This is a genomic window from Streptomyces sp. NPDC002643 (genome assembly GCF_053592555.1).
The window spans coordinates 50,974-71,041 of record NZ_JBSFVY010000008.1 but is presented as its reverse complement, the minus strand read 5'-3'; the positions used below and the strand labels follow the sequence as shown (position 1 = coordinate 71,041).

Genomic DNA, 20,068 nt, shown 5'->3' with positions numbered 1-20,068 from the left:
GGTCATCCTTCGAGACAGAGACGAGCGCGGAAGCGGGAGGATCGAGGGGCGGCTCGGTGGGGCGACAGCGAGCGAGGCGTACCGTCAGCTCGGCGTCTCGGACCCCTGCGGTAAGGCGTAGTAAACGGTTGCTATGAAACGTAGGTGGCCTGATCGGCTCACGCAAGGGTGAGAAGAGAAATTGTTACGCGGGCTTGTCCGGTGGGTTGCGGGGAGGTGCGGCGTGGGGTGACCGGCGGCGGGGTGTGGATGCGCAGGTCAGAGGGGTGTGGGTGCCGGGGGGAGGTCGGCGCGGGGGAGTGGCCCGCGAGGGCTCACGGGGGTGAAAACGCTTACGTGGGTTCGTCGTTGAGCGGGGCCTGGGTGCCATGGGGGATGGAGTTGTGGCGGTACCGGTTTCTGTACTCGTGGCGGTACCGGCTTCCGCGCCGGGCCGTTCCTCGGAGTCCGGCGCGCTGCCGCGGCGCGCTGCCGTGTGGCGCTGCTGTGGGACGCTGCCGTGCGGCGCTCAGATCACGCGGAAGAGGTCGGCGGCGGCGTGGACGTCGGTCAGGTCCTCGATGGAGCGGAGGTTGTCGCACAACGCCCGAAGGACCGAGTCGGCCTCGGCGACGCGTGGGGCGCCGACCGCCACGCCGAAGACCCGGAAGCCCAACCGGTGCTTGGCCTCGTTCCAGCCGCGCATCCACGTCTCGGTGACACCGCAGTCGTCGTCCGTGATCATCACGATGTCGCCGCGCATACGGGCGGCGTCGTTGAACTCCTCCTCCAGCAGTTCCCCGGCCGCCGACAGCGGCGTCTGGTAGCTGGTCCCACCGCCGAGGAAGGTCTCCGCGAAGTCCAGCACCCGGGCGATGGCGGCGGGCTCGTCGGCCGGGAAGCGGAAGACCTGGAGCTTGCCGGGGGCGGAGAACAGGATGCCGACGAAGTCACGCCCCGCGTGGCGGGCCTGGTCCAGCAGCGCCAGGGCACACGCTTTGGCCCACGCCTCCCGGGTGACCCCGCCGGGCCCCGCCTCGTACATGGAGTGCGAGGTGTCCACGCACGCGATGACGGCGCCCCGCCCGGTGCTCTGCTCGCCCTGGCTGTCGTAGAGCATCAGCTCCCCGGCGGCGTATCGCACGGCGAACACGGCACGCAGCTCAGGCAGGCCGAGATTCGCCAGCTCGGAGGGGATGACACGGGAGAGGTCGTCGCCGAGGGTGACGCCGACCAGTTCCCCGGTGGCGTTCTCCACTTTCCGGGCGCGCGCGCCGTCGGCCATCTGCCGGAAGCGGCCGATCAGCTCGGCCCACTGTGCGAGCCGGCCGGTGCGCAGCCGCTCGGCGAGCCGGGCACGCCGGTGGAACGGCATCCGCTCCAGCTCGCCGGGAGCGACGCCCCATGCGCGCATCAGCGCGGCCTCCTGCCGGACGGCCTCGGTGGCCTTCGCCGTCGCGGTCCGCGCGGCGGTGCGGATACCGGGGGCCGCGGTCGTGAGGGCTCGCGCGGCGGCCTGGGCGGCCTGGCGCGCGGCGGCGTCGGAGGACTCGGCGGCCTCGATGGCCTGTTGTACGGCGTCGGCGGCGGCCGGGGGCGGGGGCGTGCCTCCCTTGTCGGGGGCGTCGGGGGTGTCGGGGGCGTGGGCGGGGTGGTTGGTGTGGGTGGCGTCGGCGGCTTGTCGGAGTGCCTCGGTCACGGCTGTGGCCGCGTCCTCGGCGGTCTGTTGCGCGTGCTTCGCCCGCTCGGCCTGTTCCCGGGCGAGCTGGGAGCGCTCCAGCATGCGGCGCAGCGCGGAGGCCTGGGCGAGTACGGCCATGGCGGCGGCGTAGGGGTCGCCGGCCGTCTCCCGGCGCAGCTCGGTGAACTCCGGTGACTCCATCAGTGAGGTGATGACCAGGTGGTTGACCAGCCGGGAGGGGTCCATGTCCGCGCGCTCGCGCAACCGGGGGCCGGCTTTGTAGGCAGCCAGGAACACGTCGGTCAGGAGATCGGTGGTGGGGCTGGTGGTGGGGCCGGTGGTGGGGCCGGTGGCGGGACTGGTGGTGAGGTCGGTGGCGAGGCCGGGTGCGAAGGCGGCGGTGAGGCCGGGCGCGTAGTCGTAGCGCCTGTTCAGCTCCTCGGCCAGATCGCGCAGTCCGGCCGACTGTTCGTACGTGTCGCGCCAGGTGATCCGGTCGAACCGGTCCGCGACCACGGCTGCCGTGTGCCGCTCGGGGGCGGTGGTGGACAGTCCCAGCCACCTCCCGGCCCGGCCCGCCAGCTCGTCCAGCCCGCGCGGCGCCCTGTCCGACTCGGTGCCCGCGTCGGCGTCCGTTTCGGCGCTCGGTTCGGCGTCCGTCTCGGCGTCCGCGTTGGCGTTCGTCTCGGCGTCCGCGTCCATGTTTCTGTCCCGCCGGTGTTCAGAGCTGGGCCTGGACCGTGCTCGCGTCCACGCCGAGGGCCTCGGTGAGAACGCGGGCGCGGACGGCGCGCTGGCGGCCGGTGACCCGGTCGATGGCGGCGGTGGAACGGCCGGCGCTCGCCGCCTCCTGGCGCAGCCGCTCCAGTCGCTTCCCCGCCATGGCGAGCTGGTTGTGGGCCTTCTTGATGACCCACTCGCTCAGCGCCTCGCGGGACTGTCCGGCCATGGCGTCGAGTTGGGCCTCCAGCTCGTCGATGGTGTCGGCCAGGTCGAGAGCCTCCTTGGCGTCGGGGTTGACCAGGTGCAGCACCTCGCGTTCGACGGTCGGGCGTTCGGCGGGCGAGTCCCACAGCACATGGGTCAGCACCGACAGGTCGGTCTCGGTGACCGCCGGGCGGCCGTCGAGGTACGCGGACGCCTGGAGCAGGCCCACCGCCTGCCGCCAGCGGCGGTCGGAGGCGACGAGTTCCTTGCGGCGCAGGGCGGCCCGCAGCGTGCACACCGCGTCCACGATTCCCTCGGGGACGTCCACGGCCGGGACGGCCTCGGTCACGGCGTGCCGCAACGCGGCCAGCTCGACGGTGGTCCGTGTCGGCGGTGCCGGGCGGCTGACGGCGGAGCGGACCAGCGCGGCGAAGTTCGAGGGGTCCTCCAGGTATCCGACCTCGATCCGCACCAGCAGCCGGTCGTAGATCGCGGCCGAATCCTCCCCGCTGGGCAGCTCGTTGCTCGCCGTGATGGCCCCGATCAGGGGGCAGCGGATCGGCTCGCCGCCGTTCTCGGGGTGGTAGATCCGCTCGTTGAGGAAGCCCAGCGTCTCGTTCAGCGCGGCCGTGGAGCACTTGAAGATCTCGTCGATGAACGCGATGTGCGCGGTGGTGGCGCGGCCGTCGTACACCTGGCGGTACTCGCCCCGGGCCAGCGCGGCGACGTCGATGGGGCCGAACATCCTCGTCGGCGCGGTGAACTTCGACAGGAGGATCTCCCAGTAGGCCGCCCCCTCGATCCGCCCCGTGAGCTCCCGGGCCATCTCGGACTTCGCCGTCCCGGGCGGGCCGAGCACCAGCGAATGCTGACCGGCCAGCAGCGTCACCAGCAGCGTGCGTACGACGTCGGCACGCTCGTAGAAACGGTCCGACAGCTCGTCGCTGATGGCCCGCAGCTTCTTGGCCGTGCCCTGCGTGTCCTGTAAATCCAAGTTCAACCCCTTGTCCGTGACGCTTGGTCGGCTGACGGGACGGGCCTCCCGCAATGGCTACGGCGAAGTGACAACGTAGCTTCCCGAGGGTCGGATCGAACAACAGGATGACCCCGTGGCCGCGGCAGCGGCGGCGGCTGCCGTGGTGGTGGGCTTTGTGGCGCGGACGACGGCGGAGTGCATGCCGTCGGCCACGATGGGGGTCCCCCCGCTTGAGCGGAGCCGAGAGTGGGGGAGGGTCGGGGTGATCTCGACGTCCGTGAAGCCGGCGGACGCCAGACCCGCGCGGTACTCGGCGAAGGACAGGGCGCCGGCGATACAGCCGACGTAGTCGCCGCGCTCGGCGCGCTGTTCGGCGGTGAGGCTGTCATCGGCGACGACGTCGGTGACGCCGATCCGGCCGCCGGGCCTGAGGACGCGGAAGGTCTCGGCGAAGACGGCGGGCTTGTCGACGGACAGGTTGATCACGCAGTTGGAGATGACGACGTCGATGGTGTTCGCCGGCAGCGGGATCGCCTCGATCGTGCCCTTGAGGAACTCCACGTTCGTCGCGCCGGCCTTCGCCGCGTTGGCCAGGGCGAGGGCGAGCATCTCCTCGGTCATGTCCAGCCCGTACGCCCTGCCGCCCGGCCCGACGCGGCGGGCGGAGAGCAGGACGTCGATGCCGCCGCCGGAACCGAGGTCGAGGACACGCTCGCCCTCGCGCAGCTCGGCCACGGCGGTGGGGTTGCCGCAGCCGAGGGATGCGGCGACGGCCTCGACGGGCAATGTGTCGCGCTCCTCGGCGGTGTACAGCGTGGCACCAAAGCTCTCGTCGACCTCGACCGGCTGCGGCCCGCAACAGACGCCGCCGCCCCCGCCGGTTCCCTGCGTCCCCTCGGTGCCCTTCGTGCCCTCGGTGACCTTCAGTGCCGCTGCCGCGTACCGCCGGCGGACGGTCTCCCGCAGGGCGATGGACTGGTCGCTCATGACTCACTCACTCCTACCTGTATTGACGTTCTTCGATTCAGCTTCCCGGCTTCAACCTTGCGCCTTGAATCGAAGAACGTCAACATAGAAGTATGTCGAAACAAGAGCTTGAGGTGCTTGAGGTGCTTGAGGTGATCGGCCAGGACGACGCCGCATGCTGCCCCGGCCTGTCCACCGCCCCCCTGGACGAGGATCAGGCGACCGAGCTGGCGAAGGTGTTCAAGGCCCTCGGCGACCCGGTCCGGCTGCGGCTGATGTCGATGATCGCCTCGCGAGGGGAGGGCGGCGAGGTCTGTGTCTGTGAGCTGACCCCCGCCTTCGACCTCTCCCAGCCGACGATCTCCCACCACCTCAAGCTCCTGCGCCAGGCCGGACTCATCGACTGCGAACGCCGGGGAACGTGGGTCTACTACTGGCTGCGGCCCGGCGTCCTGGACCGGCTCGCCGGGTTCCTGACCACCTCGCGGTCCCCGCAATCCCCACAGTCCACGCGATCCGCCGGGGCCCGCGTATGAGCGCCTCCCTCGGTCGCCGAGTCGCCGCCGAAGCGATCGGGACCGGGCTGCTGGTGACGGTGGTGGTCGGCTCCGGCATCCAGGCCACGGCCCTGTCCCGCGATGTCGGCGTACAACTGCTCGCCAACTCCCTCGCCACCGTCTTCGGCCTGGGTGTGCTGATCGTTCTGCTCGGGCCCGTCTCCGGTGCCCACTTCAACCCGGTCGTCACCCTCGCCGCGTGGTTCACCGGCCGCCGTGGTCCCGACGGCCCGACCCCGCGTGATGTCGCCGCGTACCTGCCCGCCCAGATCGCCGGGGCGATCGGCGGCGCGATCCTGGCCGACGCGATGTTCGCCGAGCCGCTGGTGCGGTTCTCCACGCACGACCGGTCCGGCGGTCACCTGTGGCTGGGCGAGGTCGTCGCCACGGCCGGTCTGATCCTGCTGATCCTCGGCCTCGACCGGACCGGCCGCGCCGCACTCGCCCCACCTGCGGTGGCCTCCTACATCGGCGCCGCCTACTGGTTCACCTCGTCCACGTCCTTCGCGAACCCGGCCGTCACCATCGGCCGAGCCTTCACCGACACCTTCGCCGGCATAGCCCCCGCCTCGGTCGCCCCGTTCATCGCCGCCCAACTGACGGGAGCCGCCGTCGGCGCGGCCCTGGCCGCCGTGCTCTTCGGCCGCCCGGCCCGCAGCACCGTACGATCCGCCGCCCCCAGCCCCACCCAACCCACTGCCCCCGACACCGAACCCGGCCTGGCCACCACCAGCTGAACCCACCGAAAGACACCCACCGTGACCGCACCCTCGCCCTCTCCGGCCTCGGCCCCGCGCCGCCCTTCCGTCCTGTTCGTCTGCGTCCACAACGCCGGGCGCTCCCAGATGGCCGCCGCCTTCCTCACCCACCTCACGGACGACCGCGTCGAGGTCCGCTCCGCCGGTTCCGCCCCCGCCGACACCGTCAACCCGGCCGTGGTCGAGGCCATGCACGAGGTCGGCATCGACATCTCCGCCCGAACCCCGAAGATCCTCACGACCGAGGCCGTCCAGGCCTCCGACGTCGTGATCACCATGGGCTGCGGCGACACCTGCCCCGTCTTCCCCGGCAAGCGCTACCTCGACTGGCAACTCGACGACCCGGCGGGCCAGGGCGTAGCGGCGGTACGCCCCATCCGCGACGCGATCGAACAACGCGTCCGAGCGTTGATCCAGGAACTGATCCCCGAATGACGTGACACAGGACCGAGCCGGGCCAGTCCGGTCCACGGCCCTCAGCGGCGTAGTCGACCCGACTCGGCATGATCATGATGTGTGCCCTTGCGGATACGCTGAGCCCCACGGGGACGGACGAAGGCGTCGCGGACGACGGTGGACACCGGGTGCCCGCGATCGAAGGTGTGAGCGGGAACGTCGTACGGGCGTGAGCGGGACAAGCGTCCGGGCGTGAGCGGGACCGGTCGTGGGGGCGTGGGCCGGACCCGTGCGACTGTGGGTACGGGAGACATCTTCGAAAGGCCGGTCAGCACATCGTGAACTTCAGGTCGATCTATCAGCACGGCTTCGCGCGGGTCGCCGCGTGCACCGGCCACGCGGCGATCGCCGACCCGTCCGTCAACGCGGAGGCCGTGCTGACGCAGGCCCGCCGCTGCGCGGAGGACGGGGTCGCCATCGCGGTCTTCCCCGAGCTGTGCCTGTCCGGCTACTCGATCGAGGACCTGCTCCTCCAGGACACGCTGCTCGACGAGGTCGAGGCGGCCGTGCGGACCGTGGTCGCAGGGTCGGCCGAACTGCTGCCGGTCATCGTGATGGGCGCTCCGCTGCGCCACCGCCACCGGATCTACAACTGCGCGGTGGTCGTCCACCGGGGCCGCGTCCTCGGGGTCGCCCCCAAGTCGTATCTGCCGAACTACCGCGAGTTCTACGAGAAGCGGCAGATCGCCGCCGGAGACGACGAGCGGGGCGGCACGATCCGGGTCGCCGGCGCGACCGTACCGTTCGGGCCGGATCTGCTGTTCGCGGCGCAGGACGTCCCCGGTCTCGTCGTGCACGCCGAGATCTGCGAGGACATGTGGGTGCCGGTGCCGCCGAGCGCGGAGGCGGCGCTCGCCGGGGCGACCGTGCTGGTCAACCTCTCCGGCAGCCCCATCACCGTGGGCCGGGCGGAGGAGCGGCGGCTGCTGTGCCAGTCGGCGTCCGCGCGCTGCCTCGCCGCGTACGTCTACGCGGCGGCCGGACTGGGCGAGTCGACGACCGACCTGTCCTGGGACGGCCAGACCATGATCTACGAGAACGGCACCCTGCTCGCCGAGACGGACCGCTTCCCCCAGGACGACCAGTACGCGGTGGCCGATGTCGACCTGGACCTGCTGCGGCAGGCGCGGGCGCGGATGGGCACCTTCGACGACAACCGCCGAACCCACGCGGCGCGGACGAACGGCTATCGCGAGGTGTCGTTCACACTGGACGCGCCCACGGCCGACCTGGGACTGCGGCGCCGGGTCGAGAGGTTCCCGTTCGTACCGGCCGACCCCGCCCGCCTCGCCCAGGACTGCTACGAGGCGTACAACATCCAGGTCGCGGGCCTTCAGCGGCGTATGTCCGCGATCGGCGACCCGAAGATCGTCATCGGGGTCTCCGGTGGCCTGGACTCCACGCACGCGCTGATCGTCGCGGCCAGGGCCATGGACCGGGCGGGACGGCCGCGCGGCGACATCCTCGCCTTCACCCTGCCCGGCTTCGCGACCGGCGAGCACACCAAGGGCAACGCCCACAAGCTGATGGCCTCGCTCGGGGTGACGGCGGCCGAGCTGGACATCACACCGACCGCCCGCTTGATGCTCCAGGAGATCGACCACCCCTTCTCCTCCGGCGAGCCGGTGTACGACGTCACCTTCGAGAACGTCCAGGCCGGCCTGCGCACCGACTACCTCTTCCGGCTCGCCAACCAGCGCGGCGGGATCGTCCTCGGCACCGGCGACCTCTCCGAGCTGGCCCTCGGCTGGTGCACCTACGGCGTCGGCGACCAGATGAGCCACTACAACGTCAACTCCGGAGTGCCGAAGACCCTGATCCAGCACCTCATCCGGTGGGTGATCAGCAGCGATCAGTTCGGGGCCGACACGAACGAGACGCTGGCGGCGATCCTCGACACCGAGATCAGCCCCGAGCTGGTGCCCGGCGAGGAGCTCCAGTCCACCGAGTCCAAGATCGGCCCGTACGCGCTGCACGACTTCACGCTCTTCCATGTGCTGCGCCATGGCTTCCGTCCGTCGAAGATCGCCTTCCTGGCCTGGCACGCCTGGCGGGACGCGTCGACCGGCGCCTGGCCGCCCGGCTTCCCGGAGAGCGAGCGCACGGAGTACGACCTGCCGGTGATCCGGCACTGGCTGGAGAACTTCTGCCGCCGCTTCTTCGGCTTCTCCCAGTTCAAACGCTCCGCCATGCCGAACGGCCCGAAGGTCCTCGCCGGCGGTTCACTGTCGCCTCGCGGGGACTGGCGGGCGCCGTCGGACACCACGGCGGACATCTGGGTGAAGGACCTCGCGGGGTGGGACGTACCGGGCGCCGGGGAGTAGCCGGCGCACCGCGCGGTGAGCACCCGTGAGCACGCCCACTCGACTCCACGGGCCATTGCGTACGGTGCGCCCCCGCGCGGCCACCACCTGGTGGGCCAAGGGGAAGGGGGGACGCTGCTGGTGCCGAGCCGTCAGCTCGCTCCGATCAGAGCCTCTTCACCATGACGAGTTCTCTCCCCCCGGCCGACAGCGGGTCGCCGGACTGCTCGGCCTTCTCGAAACCGTGTCGGCGGTACAGCGCGAGCGCGTGCTCGTTGGCGGGAGCGACGGTGAGCCGCAGGCTGTCCGCCGCCCTCTCCACGGCCCACCGCACGACGCTCCTCACCAGGTGATCCCCCACACCCCGGCCCCGTGCCTCCTCGCTCACCCACAGCGAGATCAGCTCACCGACGCCGGTGTCCGCGCCCGGCACCCCGCTGGCCATGCCCACCGGTCTGCCGTCGAGTACGGCGATGAAGTTCCGCGACCCGGGGATGCTCAGCCGGTCCCGCCAACGCTGCTCCCTGTCCCCGTCCCCCTGCCAGTCGGCGAGCTTGGACCCGAACGCGTACGGGGCCTGCGCGAGCGCGGCCAACCTCAACTCACGCCACCGAGGCCAGTCCTCCGGCGTCAACACCTGCAACTCGATCATGCGAAGAGGCTGCCGGGACGCGGAGGCACCGGCAACCCAAAATCGCGATGCGGGCCCCTGGGCATCCCCAGGGTCCCGGTTCCCCGGGCCGCCGATCCCTAGCCCCCCGGTCCCCAGGCCACCGGACCCTGGCCTCTTGACCCTCAGCGTCCCGAGCCCCCTCGCCCAACCAGCCCCCTCGCCCAACCAGCCCCCTCGCCCAACCAGCCTCCTCGGCCTGTCGGGCGTCGGCTTGTCGGGCCTCGGCCTGTCGGGCCCCTGGGCTCTTGGCACTCGGGTTCCGGCCCCGGGCCCGCATTCACGCGCCGCAGGTCCCTGTTCGCGCCGCGCAGGCCATATTCACGCGCCGCAGGTCAGTGTGCACGCGCCGCAGCGCTGTCCTGCACGGCCCCAAGCCGATCTTTTGAGGGCCGTAGGCCCGAAAAAAAGGGGCGCGGGGAACTGCGCGACCAGCCCCCACCCACCCGCAGCCAAAGAACTGCCCCCAAGTCCCCCGAGCGGGTCGAAGGGGCGCAGCCCCTGGGGATGGGACGGGTAGGGGCGGCGGGGGCGAGGACAAAACGTCACCCGGACAGATACCGAGTCCCTGGGCTGCCGGTCTGCCGGGCTGCCGGGCCGCCCGGCGGCTAGCCCCCTGCGGCCCCCCGGCTCCTAGGCCGCCAGTCCAGGCCCCCGGCCGACGGGCCTTGGGCTCTGGCCTCCTGGTCCTCAGACCCTGGGCCCCTTGCCGTCCAACTCCCTCGGCCTCCCGGCCCTGGGCTGCTGGCCCTCGGCCTCCCGGCCCCCGGCCGACGGGCCTTGGGCCCTGGCCTCCTAGTCCTCAGGGCTCTGGGCCCCTTGCCCTCCAACTCCCTCAGGCTCCCGGCCCCGATCCCTGGGCCGCCGGGCCGCCGGGCCGTCGCGCTGCCAAGCCGCCCGGCGGCCGACGCCCGCGGGCCGCCCACCAACCCCCCTCAGGCCACCCGCGCCAAATCCGTATGCCGCACCTCATGCCCCATCGGCTCCCCCACAGCCAACCGCTCCAACTCCTCCACAACCGTCCGCCCCAACCGCTCCAGCTCATTGCCCAGTGACCCCGCGATGTGCGGGGTCAGAAACACGTTCGGCAGGTTGTAGAGCGGGGAACCGGCCGGCAGCGGTTCCGGCTCCGTCACGTCGAGGATCGCCTTCAGGCGGCCGGAGAGCAGTTCGTCCGTGAGGGCGTCCGGGTCGACCAGGGCGCCCCGGGATGTGTTGATGAGGACGCCGCCGTCCCGGATCAGCGCCAACCGGCCCCGGTCGAGCATGCGGTACGTCTCGGGAATGTCCGGCGCGTGCAGGCTCACGATGTCGGAGGTGCGCAACAGGTCGTCCAGCGCCATCGGTTCGGCGCCCAGCGCCGCCGCGTCCGCCGGGTCGACGTACGGGTCGTACAAGGAGACCGCGAAGTCGAACGGGCGGAGGAGTTCCAGCAGCCGGCGTCCCACCCGTGACGCCCCGATGATGCCGATCCGGCGGCCGACGTTGCCGATGGCCGCGGTCTCGGCGGGGGAGGGGTACGCATGGGTCTTCCGGAAGCGTTCGCGCTGGTCGAACGTCTCCTTCCCGGCCAGCAGGATCATCGCCAGCGTGTACTCGGCGACCGGCAGCGCGTTGCCGGCGACCGCGCTGGAGACGGTGACCCCGTGCTGCCACAGGGCCTCGCCGACCAGCGCGCGGACCGAGCCCGCGGCATGCAGGACATGGCGCAGCCGGGGCGCCACCGCCAGGACCCCCTCGTCCAGATGCGGGCAGCCCCAGCCGGTGATCAGCACCTCGGCCCCGGCCAGCGCCCGGGCGGCGGCGGGATCGGTGAAGTCCCGTACGACGAACTCCGGGTCGATGTCGGCCACCTGCCGCAGCCGGGCCATGAGCGGCGGCGGGAACAGCAGGGGCAGATGCACCGAATCCATGGCGAACACGGCGCGCGGCGACTGGGCGCTGGTCATGACTCTCCTGGGTGCGCTGAGGGGGACGACGGCGATGAACGCTTCGGGCCCTGCACGGCAACGGTTACGGCAGCGGTTGTGACAGTGGTTACGGCAGTGGTTACGGCAGCGGTGACGACGGTCGGTCACCGCTTGTCGCCACCGAGCAGCCGCCCGTCGGCCGCCCACCGGCCGCAGCGCAGCCGAAGAGCGGCTACGAGGCGGCTACCGAGCGGCTACGAGCAGGAGCTGCAGCAGCAACTTAAGAAAACGTCTTCTACCGTAGATCCGCAGACGAGGGCCGGTCAATCGTCGTGATCGGATGGCATCGAAGGCTCCCCGTTTCGCACCGATGGGAAACGCGCAGGTCGCGGCCGTATCGGGCGGAGACTGGCCAGAAGGTGACCGGAGGAGTCGGCCGCCTGATTGTGAAGCACTTCCGAAGAAACCGTGTGTGATGCGTAGAGCATGGCGTAATCGGTTACTGACTCCGCGCCGATGTCCGGCTTCGGTCCCGCCTCGACCTCCGCTTCGGCAACCGGTTGTCTGACCTGCGGACTTACCGCCGTGGGTGTCGTGGATCACCCCACTCGGCCATGTCCTGCGTGTTACTCGGAGTTTTCGAAAATTGGCCCAGCCTCTTGACGTCGTTTGCCGACAGGAACAAGCTCTGCCCCGTCCAACGATAGAAACCGGTTGTTTCAGCCAGGGCCCCAGGGCTTGGCCAGAACCGGCCGCCGCGGAAGGTGAGGCGTCCCAGTGCACACCCTTGCCGGTGCTCCCATGAGTCGCCGCCGTTTTCTCGCGCTCTCCGCCGGAGGCATCGCGGCGGGCGGGGCCGCCCTGAGCGGCTGCGCCCTCCAGGTCTCCAGCGGGGTCAGCGGCTCCGGCGAGACCGTCACCGTGATGGTCAAGTCCGGGGAGCTGACCGATGACGACGTGAAGCAGGCGTACAAGGACCTCGGCATCAAGATCGTCCTGGTGAGGTACGACGTCACCAAGCTGATCGCGATGATGACCACCGGCAACCCGCCCGACCTGGTGCGCGGCGTCGGCGCCATCGACGCCCCGTACTTCGCGGCGCGGGACCTGATGGAGGACCTCGATCCGTACTTCGCCCGGAGCGGTGTCCTCAGGCTGTCCGACCTGGACCCGGCCAACGACCTGTGGCGCTACGACGGCCGGACCCAGGGCAAGGGCCCGCGCTTCGGCATGGCGAAGGACTTCTCCCAGGACTCGATGTACTGGTACAACACCTCCCTCTTCGACAAGGCGGGCGTCGATCTGCCCCCGGAGACGGAACCGGTCACCTACGAGGAGTGGCTGGAGAACGCCAAGCGCCTCACCCAGCGCAAGAACGGCCAGACGACCGTCTTCGGCGGCAGCTACAACGGCGTGATGAAGGCGAGCCTCCTCGCGAGCCTCACGGCGGCGGCCGGCGGCAGCCTCTTCACCGACGACTACACGCGCGTCGACTTCACCGCCCCCGAGGCCCGCAAGGCTCTGGGCTGGTACATCGACTACTGCGGGACCAGGGTCGGGCCGAGCGCCATCCAGCCCGACCCCAACACCTGGGACGGCCCCACCTACACGGCGAACCGGATGGCCATGTCGGGCAGCGGCTACTGGCTCGGCGGCCTGATCAACTCCGACCCGAAGCTGGCGGAGGTGTCACGCCTCGCCCCCGCCCCAATCTTCGAGGGCGGCCCGAGGATCAGCCCCTGCCAAGCCGGCACCGGCCTGTGGATGCCGAAGAAGGCGCGCAACAAGGACGCCGCGTGGCGGGTCTTCGAGTGGTTCTTCGGCGAGGCGCCGGCCAAGGCCCGCGCGTCCGGCGGCTGGGGCATCCCGACCCTGAAGTCGCTGCGGCCCCTGATGCCGGCCAAGGAGGACTACCAGAAACGGGCGCTGGAGGTGCAGGAGGCCGAGCTGGCGCACTTCTCGGTGATCGCCTTCACGCCGTACGCCACGGCGGACGCGTTCGAGGCCCTGTTCAACCAGTACGCCCCGCCGGCGATGACCGGCCAGATATCCGTCGACACCCTCGCCGGGCGCCTCAACTCGGCCATGAACGAGCAGCTCAAGCGCGGGAAGGAGCAGGTGGGATGACCGCCGAGCAGATCACCTCCGTGGCCGAGCGGCCGGAGCCGACCGCGGCCGGGGGAGCGGCCAGGACGACCGCGGACCGGCCGAGGGTCTCCATGACCGCCCGCAGGCACCGGGCGTTCTACATGTTCACCTCGCCCTGGATCATCGGGTTCCTGCTGCTGACCATCGCCCCCATGGGGTACGCGCTGTGGCTCAGCTTCACCACGTTCGACGGCCTGTCGCCCCACTGGCGCTACGTCGGTCTCGACAACTACCGTGAGCTGCTGTCGGACTCGGTGACCTGGAAGGCCCTGGGCCGCGCCGGGCTGTTCGCGGTGACCTCGGTACCGTTGTCGATCATCGCGGGGCTCGCCCTCGCCGTCCTGATCAACCGTCCCCTCAAGGCGCGCGGGCTGTTCCGCACGCTGCTCTATCTGCCCGCCGTGGTGCCGCCCGTGGCCGCGGGCATAGCGTTCAAGCAGCTCTTCGACCAGAACTCCGGCGCCGCGAACGGCGTACTGAACATCTTCGGCATCGACGCCCTCGGCTGGCTGGCCGACCCCTACGCCCGCTATGTGCTGCTGATGACGGTGCTGTGGGCCGCCGGAAACATCATGATCATCTCGCTGGCCGGGCTCCAGGACGTGCCCCGCGAACTCCATGAGGCGGCCCGCGTCGACGGGGCGAGCGCCTGGCGCACCTTCCGCAGCATCACCGTGCCACTGCTCTCACCCGTGCTGCTCTTCCAGACGGTGACCGGGATGATCGCCTCGGTGCAGTCGATCATGCCGCTGCTGCTGGCGGCCGACGCCACCACGGCCGGCGTCAACTTGGTCCCGCAGTCCAACTACCTCTACATGATGCATGTGTTCGCGCAGTACTTCGCGATAGGCCGTTACGGCTACGCCTCCGCGCTGCTGTGGGTGCTCTTCGTCCTGATCCTCGTCGCGACCGGCCTCATCTTCCGGTTCACGTCCGGCGTGGTGTTCTACAACGTCGATCCGGAGGCGAAGAAGTGACCGCGACCAGTGTGTCTCCCCAGTCCTCGGACTCCTCGGCCCGCGTGAAGGTGCGCGTCAACCGTCTCGTCCTCTACACGGTCCTCGTCGTGATCACCGGACTGTTCCTCGGGCCCTTCGGCTGGCTCGTCATCTCCGGCCTCAAGACCCAGGCCGAACTGGCCTCCTCCCCGGTCCGCTGGCTCCCCGAGCACGTCCAGTGGAACAACTTCACGGACGCCTTCAGCCAGATCGACTTCCTCGGCTACGCCCGCAACTCCCTCATCATCGCCCTCATCTACGCCGTCCTCGTCACCCTCAGCTCCGCCTGGGTCGGCTTCGGCTTCGCCCGGCTGAACGCGCCGGGCAAGAAGACGCTGTTCGGCATTCTGATCGGCTCGATGATGCTGCCCCAGATGGTCACCCTGCTGCCGACCTATCTGATCTTCGCCAAGATCGGCCTGGTCGACACATACTGGCCGTGGGTGCTGTGGGGCCTGTCCGCCGCGCCGTATCTCGTCTTCCTGTTCCGCCAGTTCTTCGCCGGTATGCCCCGCGAGCTGGAGGAGGCCGCGATCGTCGACGGCTGTGGCTACGCCCGGATCTTCTGGCGGATCTTCCTGCCCCAGTCCTGGCCGGTCCTCTCCGCGAGCTTCATCATCGCCTTCACCTGGAGCTGGGGGGACTACATCGCCCCACAGCTGCTGCTGTCCAGCGACCGCTCCACGCTGGCCGTCGCCATCATGTCCGCCTATGTCACCCCCGGTGGGCAGCCCGTTCCCCAACTCCAGGCCGCCGCCTCCGTGATGTACGTCGTCCCCATCCTGCTGATCTTCCTGGTCGCCCAGCGCGGCTTCATCGCCGGGATGTCGACCTCCGGCCTCAAGTGACCCCCACGGCGTTCGCTGCCGCGTTCTGATCTCCGGCACCGCCCGGGGCGGCGTCGGCAGCTTCACCGCCACGGCCACCGCTACGGCCACGGCCACCAGCGTCGGCACCGCCACCCGGACCGTCACCTTCACCGTCGCGCACGCGTGACGCGGCACCCGAGAACCACCATGGAGTCACCCGTGTTCCCTCTCACCCGAAGAAACTTCCTCGGCGCGACGGGCCTCGTCGTCGCGGCCGGCAGCGGACTGCTCGCCGCCTCCGCCTCCGCCACGGCGGCCTGGGCCCAGGACACGAAGGCCGCGCCCCGCGCGTTCACCCACCCCGGCCTCCTGCACAGCGCCGCCGACCTCGCCCGGATGAAGGCCGCCGTCGCCGCCCAGGAATCGCCGATCCACGACGGCTACTCGACGTTCGCCGCCCACGCCCGCTCCAAGTCCACTTACACGATTCAGAACACCGGCCAGATCACCTCCTGGGGACGCGGCCCGACCAACTTCATGAGCCAGGCCGTCGCGGACTCGGCCGCCGCCTACCAGAACGCCCTGATGTGGTGCGTCACCGGCAACCGCGCCCACGCCGACAAGGCACGAGACATCCTGAACGCCTGGTCGTCGTCCCTGACGATGATCACCGGCGCGGACGGACCGCTCGGCGCGGGCCTGCAGGTCTTCAAGTTCGTCAACGCCGCCGAACTGCTCCGCCACAGCGACTACGACGGCTGGACGGACGCCGACATCGCCCGCTGCGAGCGCTCCTTCCTGGACGTCTGGTATCCGGCGATCTCCGGCTACATGCTCTACGCCAACGGCAACTGGGATCTGACGGCCATTCAGTCCATCCTCGCCATCGGCGTGTTCTGTGAGGAACGCACGCTCTTCGAGGACGCCCTGCGGTTCGTCGCGGCCGGCGCGGGCAACGGCAGCGTCCGCAACCGCGTCGTCACGGCCGCCGGACAGGGCCAGGAGTCCGGCCGCGACCAGGGCCACGAGCAGCTCGCCATCGGCCTGATGGGCGACACCGCCCAGGTCGCCTGGAACCAGGGCGTCGACCTCTGGGCCTTCGACGGCAACCGCATCCTCGCGAACGCCGAGTACGCGGCGAAGTACAACCTCGGCGGCGACGTCCCCTTCACCCCCGACCTCGACCGCACCGGCAAGTACATCAAGACGACCGTCTCCGAAAAGGTCCGCGGCAACATCCCGCCGATCTACGAGATGTACTACGCCCACTACGCCGGCGTACGCGGCCTCGACACCCCGTACACCGAGGCGGCCGTCTTCCGCGGCACCGGCGGCGCCCGCGTGGTCGAGGGCAGCAACGACGACCTGCCCAGCTTCGGCACCCTCACCTACGCAGGCACCAAGGCCCCCGCACCGGCCGTACCGACGGCCCCGGCCGGGGTCACGGCGGTGGGCGACGGCGAGAACGTCACCGTGGCCTGGCTGCCGTCCGCGTGGGCGAGCACCTACACCGTCCGCCGGGCGACCCGCCCCGAGGGGCCGTACGAGGAGATCGCCCCGGCCGTCGACGGCACGACGTACACGGACGAGAACGCGCGCGGCGGGCGGGTCCACTACTACACCGTCACCGCCGCCAACTCCCAGGGAACCAGCGCCGAGTCGAGCCTCGCCGCCGCCTGTGCCGCTCTCCCCGAACCCTGGGCCACCCAGGACATCGGCGACGTCAAGATCCCCGGCTCCGCCGCCTACGACGGCGAGCGGTTCGTGCTGGAGGCGTCCGGCACCGCCGACACCTACCGGGCCGTCCACCTGCCGCTGCGCGGCGACGGCACGGTCACCGCACGGATCGTGTTCCCGCTCAGCTCGCAGTACGCCAAGATCGGCGTCACCCTGCGCGACTCCCTCGACGCGGACGCCGCCCACGCCTCCATGCTGATCCAGGGCCTGCCGCTGCACACCTGGAGCGGCGTGTGGAGCGTACGGCCGAAGACGGGCGCCGCGATCTCGGGCACCGGCAGCACCCCCGTACCGCCCACTCAGCAGCAGGCCATCACCACCTCCGCCGCGTTCCCGATCTCGGACCTGGGCATCCTCCCCGAGTCGGCGACCCCGCTGGAGGCCCCGTACGTCGAGGGCGCGGGCGACGGGTACCGGCTGCGGGCCCCGTACTGGGTGCGGGTGACCCGTAAGGGCCGCCGCTGCACCGGGGCGATCTCGCCGGACGGCATCCGCTGGAGTGAAGTCGGCACCACCGAGGTCGAGTTGGGGAACACCGCGTACGCGGGGCTCGTCCTCACCTCCTGCCTCGGGGTCGACGAGGAGTACGCCGAGACCGGCACCGGAGCCTTCGACAACGTCAGCGTGGTCTCCAGGACGGCGGGCGAGGTCTGGTCCGCGCCCCGGCCCGCCCGCACCGCCACCGGCCTGAGCGCGAGCGCCGACGCCGACGCGGTACGGCTGGCTTGGACCGATCCAGACCTCTCCGCCCGCTACAAGGTGCTGCGCGCCACCAGCGCCGAAGGCCCGTTCGAGACGATCGCCGGCGCCGTCGTACCGGTCGGCTTCGGCGCCCGCCTGCGCTACACCGACGCCACCGGCACACCCGGGACGACATACCACTACGTCGTCGCCAAGACCGGCTGCGGCGGCCGAGGGCCGCTCACAGAACCGGTCTCCGCGCGGATGCCGACCCCGGGCGTGCCCCAACTCACCTCCGCCACGGCCGCGTTCGCCAACAAGGGCGTCCCCTTCCAGCATCTGCTGCGGGGCTCCCACGACCCCGTACGGTTCACGGCGGACGGACTGCCCGACGGACTGCGCCTCGACCGGCGCACCGGCCTGGTCTCCGGAACACCCACCGAGACCGGCGAGTTCGCCGTCACCACCGGGGCCGGCAACGCGGCCGGCACCGGCACCGGCACGCTCACCCTCACGGTCGGCACCCCGCCGCCCGCCCCCTGGACGTACGGCGACCTCGGCGACCCCGTGCTCGACGACCGGGCCTTCGGCACCCTCGGCGTGGTCGCCATCCGCACCCCGGGCAGCACCTCGTACACCGACGGCACCTTCACCGTGCGCGGCGCCGGTGTCGACCTGACCGCCAACAACCAAGGAATGACAGGCCAGTTCGTACGACAGCCCGTCACCGGCGACTGCGAGATCACCGCCCGGCTCGTCTCCCGCACCGGCGCGAGCGCCGACCGGGTGGGCCTGCTGATGGCCAAGTCGCCCTCGCCCTTCGACCTGGCCGCCGGGGCCATCGTCTCCGGCGGGACGAGCGCACAGCTCATGCTGCGCACGACCGTGGCCGGAAAGTCCGCCTTCACGGGCGGCGCGGCGGTCACCGCCCCCTGCCTGCTGCGGCTGAAGCGCACCGGGACGCACTTCACCGCCTACGCCTCCACCGATGACGGCGCCACCTGGACCCCCCTCGCCGAGGGAGACATCCCCGGCTTCGGTGACGCCCCCCACTACGTGGGCCTCGTGGTCTGCTCCCGCGACCCCCTGGCCCGCTGCACCACCGAGTTCGACGAGGTGAGCATCACCCCCATGTAGACCTCCACGGAATGGAGAAACCCCACATGAGCCGCACTTCCCCCCACACGCACCACGAGAGCGACCAGGTGAGCCGCCGCGGTCTGCTCAAGACAGCGGGCGGCCTCACCGCCGCCCTCGCGCTGGGTTCCGCCTTCGCCGCCGGTACGGCGGAGGCGGCCCCCGCCACCTTCACCCACCCCGGCATGCTCCACGCCTACGGCGAACTCAACCGCGCCAAGGTGCGGGTCGCCGCCGGGGACGACCCCTGGCTGTCCGGCTGGAACCGGCTGACCGCCAACTCCCACTCGGCGAGCACCTGGACGCCGAGGCCGCAGGCCACCATCATCCGCGGCGGCACAGGCGAGAACTACACCCTCCTCTACAACGACATCCACGCCGCCTACCAGAACGCGCTGCGCTGGAAGATCGCCGGCACCACCGCCAACGGCGACGCCGCCGTCCGCATCCTCAACGCCTGGTCGTCGACGCTGACCACCGTCACCGGCAACGCCGACCGGTTCCTGGCCGCCGGGATCTACGGCTACCAGTTCGCGAACGCCGCCGAACTCATGCGCGGCTACAGCGGGTTCGACCTGGACCGGTTCAAGACGATGATGCTCAACGTCTTCTACCCGCTCAACAACCAGTTCCTGAACAACCACAACGACGCCTGCATCACCAACTACTGGGCCAACTGGGACCTGTGCACCATGAACTCGATCCTCGCCATCGCGATCCTGTGCGACGACGGGGCCAAGTACGACCAGGCGGTCAACTACTTCAAGAACGGCGCGGGCAACGGCGCGATCCGCAACGCGGTGCCGTTCGTGTACGAGAGCCAGGGTCTTGCCCAGTGGCAGGAGTCCGGCCGCGACCAGGGGCACACCATGATGGGCATGGGCCAGATGGGCGCCTTCTGCGAGATGGCCTGGTCCCAGGGCGAGGACCTCTACGGCTACGACAGCAACCGGTTCATGAAGGCCGCGCAGTACGTCGCCAAGTACAACCTCGGTGAGGACGTGCCCTTCACCACGTACACCTGGGGCAGTGGCCAGAACTGCGCCCAGCAGACCCACACGGCGATCTCCTCCGCGAGCCGGGGCCAGGTCCGCCCGGTGTGGGACATCCTCCACTACCACTACGCACGCCGACGGGGCCTGTCCGTCCCGTACATCACCCGCATGGCCGAGAGCGTCCGCCCCGAAGGGGGCGGCGGTGACTACGGCTCGACCAGCGGCGGCTTCGACCAGACCGGCTTCGGCACGCTGATGTACGCCAAGTAGCCCCGACGGCCGATATACGCCGTGTACACGTGTACACCACGCACAGGGTGAACGCGTGTACAGCATGTACGTCGAACAGCCCTCCCACCCGCTCGTGCGCCGGAATATCG

14 protein-coding genes are annotated in these 20,068 nt (G+C 70.7%); 9 read left to right on the top strand and 5 right to left on the bottom strand.

Annotation, left to right across the window (positions count from 1 at the left end):
• Positions 1 to 508: 508 nt before the first annotated feature.
• Genes ACWD4G_RS14280 through arsM form a run of 3 tightly spaced genes read right to left on the bottom strand, consistent with a single transcriptional unit; the run spans position 509 to position 4,550 of the window.
• Positions 509 to 2,362 carry a VWA domain-containing protein gene (locus tag ACWD4G_RS14280; RefSeq protein WP_451292994.1) on the bottom strand — a complete coding sequence of 618 codons (1,854 nt, stop codon included), beginning with the start codon at positions 2,360 to 2,362 and terminating at the stop codon, positions 509 to 511.
• 19 nt (positions 2,363 to 2,381) lie between these two features.
• Positions 2,382 to 3,581, bottom strand: coding sequence for an AAA family ATPase (locus ACWD4G_RS14275; protein ID WP_451292993.1), 1,200 nt, complete (start codon positions 3,579 to 3,581; stop codon positions 2,382 to 2,384).
• Between the two features lie 57 nt (positions 3,582 to 3,638).
• Entirely contained in the window at positions 3,639 to 4,550 is a 912-nt protein-coding gene (arsM, locus tag ACWD4G_RS14270) for an arsenite methyltransferase (RefSeq protein WP_451292992.1), read from the bottom strand.
• Positions 4,551 to 4,642: 92 nt separating this feature from the next.
• On the opposite strand from arsM, the gene ACWD4G_RS14265 reads away from it, so the two are divergent.
• From ACWD4G_RS14265 to ACWD4G_RS14250, 4 genes are all read left to right on the top strand, one after another.
• Positions 4,643 to 5,065 carry an ArsR/SmtB family transcription factor gene (locus ACWD4G_RS14265; RefSeq protein WP_451292991.1) on the top strand — a complete coding sequence of 141 codons (423 nt, stop codon included), beginning with the start codon at positions 4,643 to 4,645 and terminating at the stop codon, positions 5,063 to 5,065.
• Positions 5,062 to 5,823 (top strand): aquaporin, encoded by a 762-nt coding sequence (locus ACWD4G_RS14260; RefSeq protein ID WP_451292990.1) that lies wholly within the window; start codon positions 5,062 to 5,064, stop codon positions 5,821 to 5,823. Before ACWD4G_RS14265 ends, ACWD4G_RS14260 begins: the two co-directional genes overlap by 4 nt.
• 21 nt (positions 5,824 to 5,844) lie before the next feature.
• Positions 5,845 to 6,279 carry an arsenate reductase ArsC gene (locus ACWD4G_RS14255; protein WP_451292989.1) on the top strand — a complete coding sequence of 145 codons (435 nt, stop codon included), beginning with the start codon at positions 5,845 to 5,847 and terminating at the stop codon, positions 6,277 to 6,279.
• A gap of 299 nt (positions 6,280 to 6,578) precedes the next feature.
• Positions 6,579 to 8,624: an NAD(+) synthase gene (locus tag ACWD4G_RS14250; RefSeq protein ID WP_451292988.1), complete on the top strand. Its 2,046-nt coding sequence runs from the start codon at positions 6,579 to 6,581 to the stop codon at positions 8,622 to 8,624.
• A 145-nt stretch (positions 8,625 to 8,769) separates the two neighbouring features.
• Here the strand turns inward: ACWD4G_RS14250 and ACWD4G_RS14245 are convergent, their stop codons facing one another.
• Positions 8,770 to 9,255 carry an N-acetyltransferase family protein gene (locus ACWD4G_RS14245; protein ID WP_451292987.1) on the bottom strand — a complete coding sequence of 162 codons (486 nt, stop codon included), beginning with the start codon at positions 9,253 to 9,255 and terminating at the stop codon, positions 8,770 to 8,772.
• 953 nt (positions 9,256 to 10,208) lie between these two features.
• Entirely contained in the window at positions 10,209 to 11,222 is a 1,014-nt protein-coding gene (locus ACWD4G_RS14240) for a hydroxyacid dehydrogenase (protein ID WP_451292986.1), read from the bottom strand.
• Positions 11,223 to 11,984: 762 nt separating this feature from the next.
• Here ACWD4G_RS14240 and ACWD4G_RS14235 point away from each other — a divergent pair.
• The 5 genes from ACWD4G_RS14235 to ACWD4G_RS14215 all read left to right on the top strand — a co-directional run bounded on the left by ACWD4G_RS14235 (position 11,985) and on the right by ACWD4G_RS14215 (position 19,958).
• Positions 11,985 to 13,310, top strand: coding sequence for an extracellular solute-binding protein (locus ACWD4G_RS14235; RefSeq protein ID WP_451292985.1), 1,326 nt, complete (start codon positions 11,985 to 11,987; stop codon positions 13,308 to 13,310).
• Positions 13,307 to 14,308 carry a carbohydrate ABC transporter permease gene (locus ACWD4G_RS14230; RefSeq protein WP_451292984.1) on the top strand — a complete coding sequence of 334 codons (1,002 nt, stop codon included), beginning with the start codon at positions 13,307 to 13,309 and terminating at the stop codon, positions 14,306 to 14,308. Before ACWD4G_RS14235 ends, ACWD4G_RS14230 begins: the two co-directional genes overlap by 4 nt.
• The gene (locus tag ACWD4G_RS14225) at positions 14,305 to 15,177 is read left to right on the top strand and encodes a carbohydrate ABC transporter permease (protein ID WP_451292983.1); all 873 of its coding nucleotides are present in this window, start codon (positions 14,305 to 14,307) and stop codon (positions 15,175 to 15,177) included. Before ACWD4G_RS14230 ends, ACWD4G_RS14225 begins: the two co-directional genes overlap by 4 nt.
• Before the next feature lie 180 nt (positions 15,178 to 15,357).
• Positions 15,358 to 18,693 carry an alginate lyase family protein gene (locus tag ACWD4G_RS14220; protein ID WP_451292982.1) on the top strand — a complete coding sequence of 1,112 codons (3,336 nt, stop codon included), beginning with the start codon at positions 15,358 to 15,360 and terminating at the stop codon, positions 18,691 to 18,693.
• Between the two features lie 26 nt (positions 18,694 to 18,719).
• A complete protein-coding gene (locus tag ACWD4G_RS14215) occupies positions 18,720 to 19,958 on the top strand; it encodes an alginate lyase family protein (protein ID WP_451292981.1) in 1,239 nt (412 codons plus the stop codon).
• The last annotated feature ends 110 nt before the right edge of the window (positions 19,959 to 20,068 follow it).

Coding starts and splice junctions, on each gene's coding strand:
- ACWD4G_RS14280 (WP_451292994.1), bottom strand. CDS start 2,362: ATGGACGCGGACGCCGAGACGAACGCCAACGCGGACGCCGAGACGGAC.
- arsM (WP_451292992.1), bottom strand. CDS start 4,550: ATGAGCGACCAGTCCATCGCCCTGCGGGAGACCGTCCGCCGGCGGTAC.
- ACWD4G_RS14265 (WP_451292991.1), top strand. CDS start 4,643: ATGTCGAAACAAGAGCTTGAGGTGCTTGAGGTGCTTGAGGTGATCGGC.
- ACWD4G_RS14260 (WP_451292990.1), top strand. CDS start 5,062: ATGAGCGCCTCCCTCGGTCGCCGAGTCGCCGCCGAAGCGATCGGGACC.
- ACWD4G_RS14245 (WP_451292987.1), bottom strand. CDS start 9,255: ATGATCGAGTTGCAGGTGTTGACGCCGGAGGACTGGCCTCGGTGGCGT.
- ACWD4G_RS14240 (WP_451292986.1), bottom strand. CDS start 11,222: ATGACCAGCGCCCAGTCGCCGCGCGCCGTGTTCGCCATGGATTCGGTG.
- ACWD4G_RS14235 (WP_451292985.1), top strand. CDS start 11,985: ATGAGTCGCCGCCGTTTTCTCGCGCTCTCCGCCGGAGGCATCGCGGCG.
- ACWD4G_RS14230 (WP_451292984.1), top strand. CDS start 13,307: ATGACCGCCGAGCAGATCACCTCCGTGGCCGAGCGGCCGGAGCCGACC.
- ACWD4G_RS14215 (WP_451292981.1), top strand. CDS start 18,720: ATGAGCCGCACTTCCCCCCACACGCACCACGAGAGCGACCAGGTGAGC.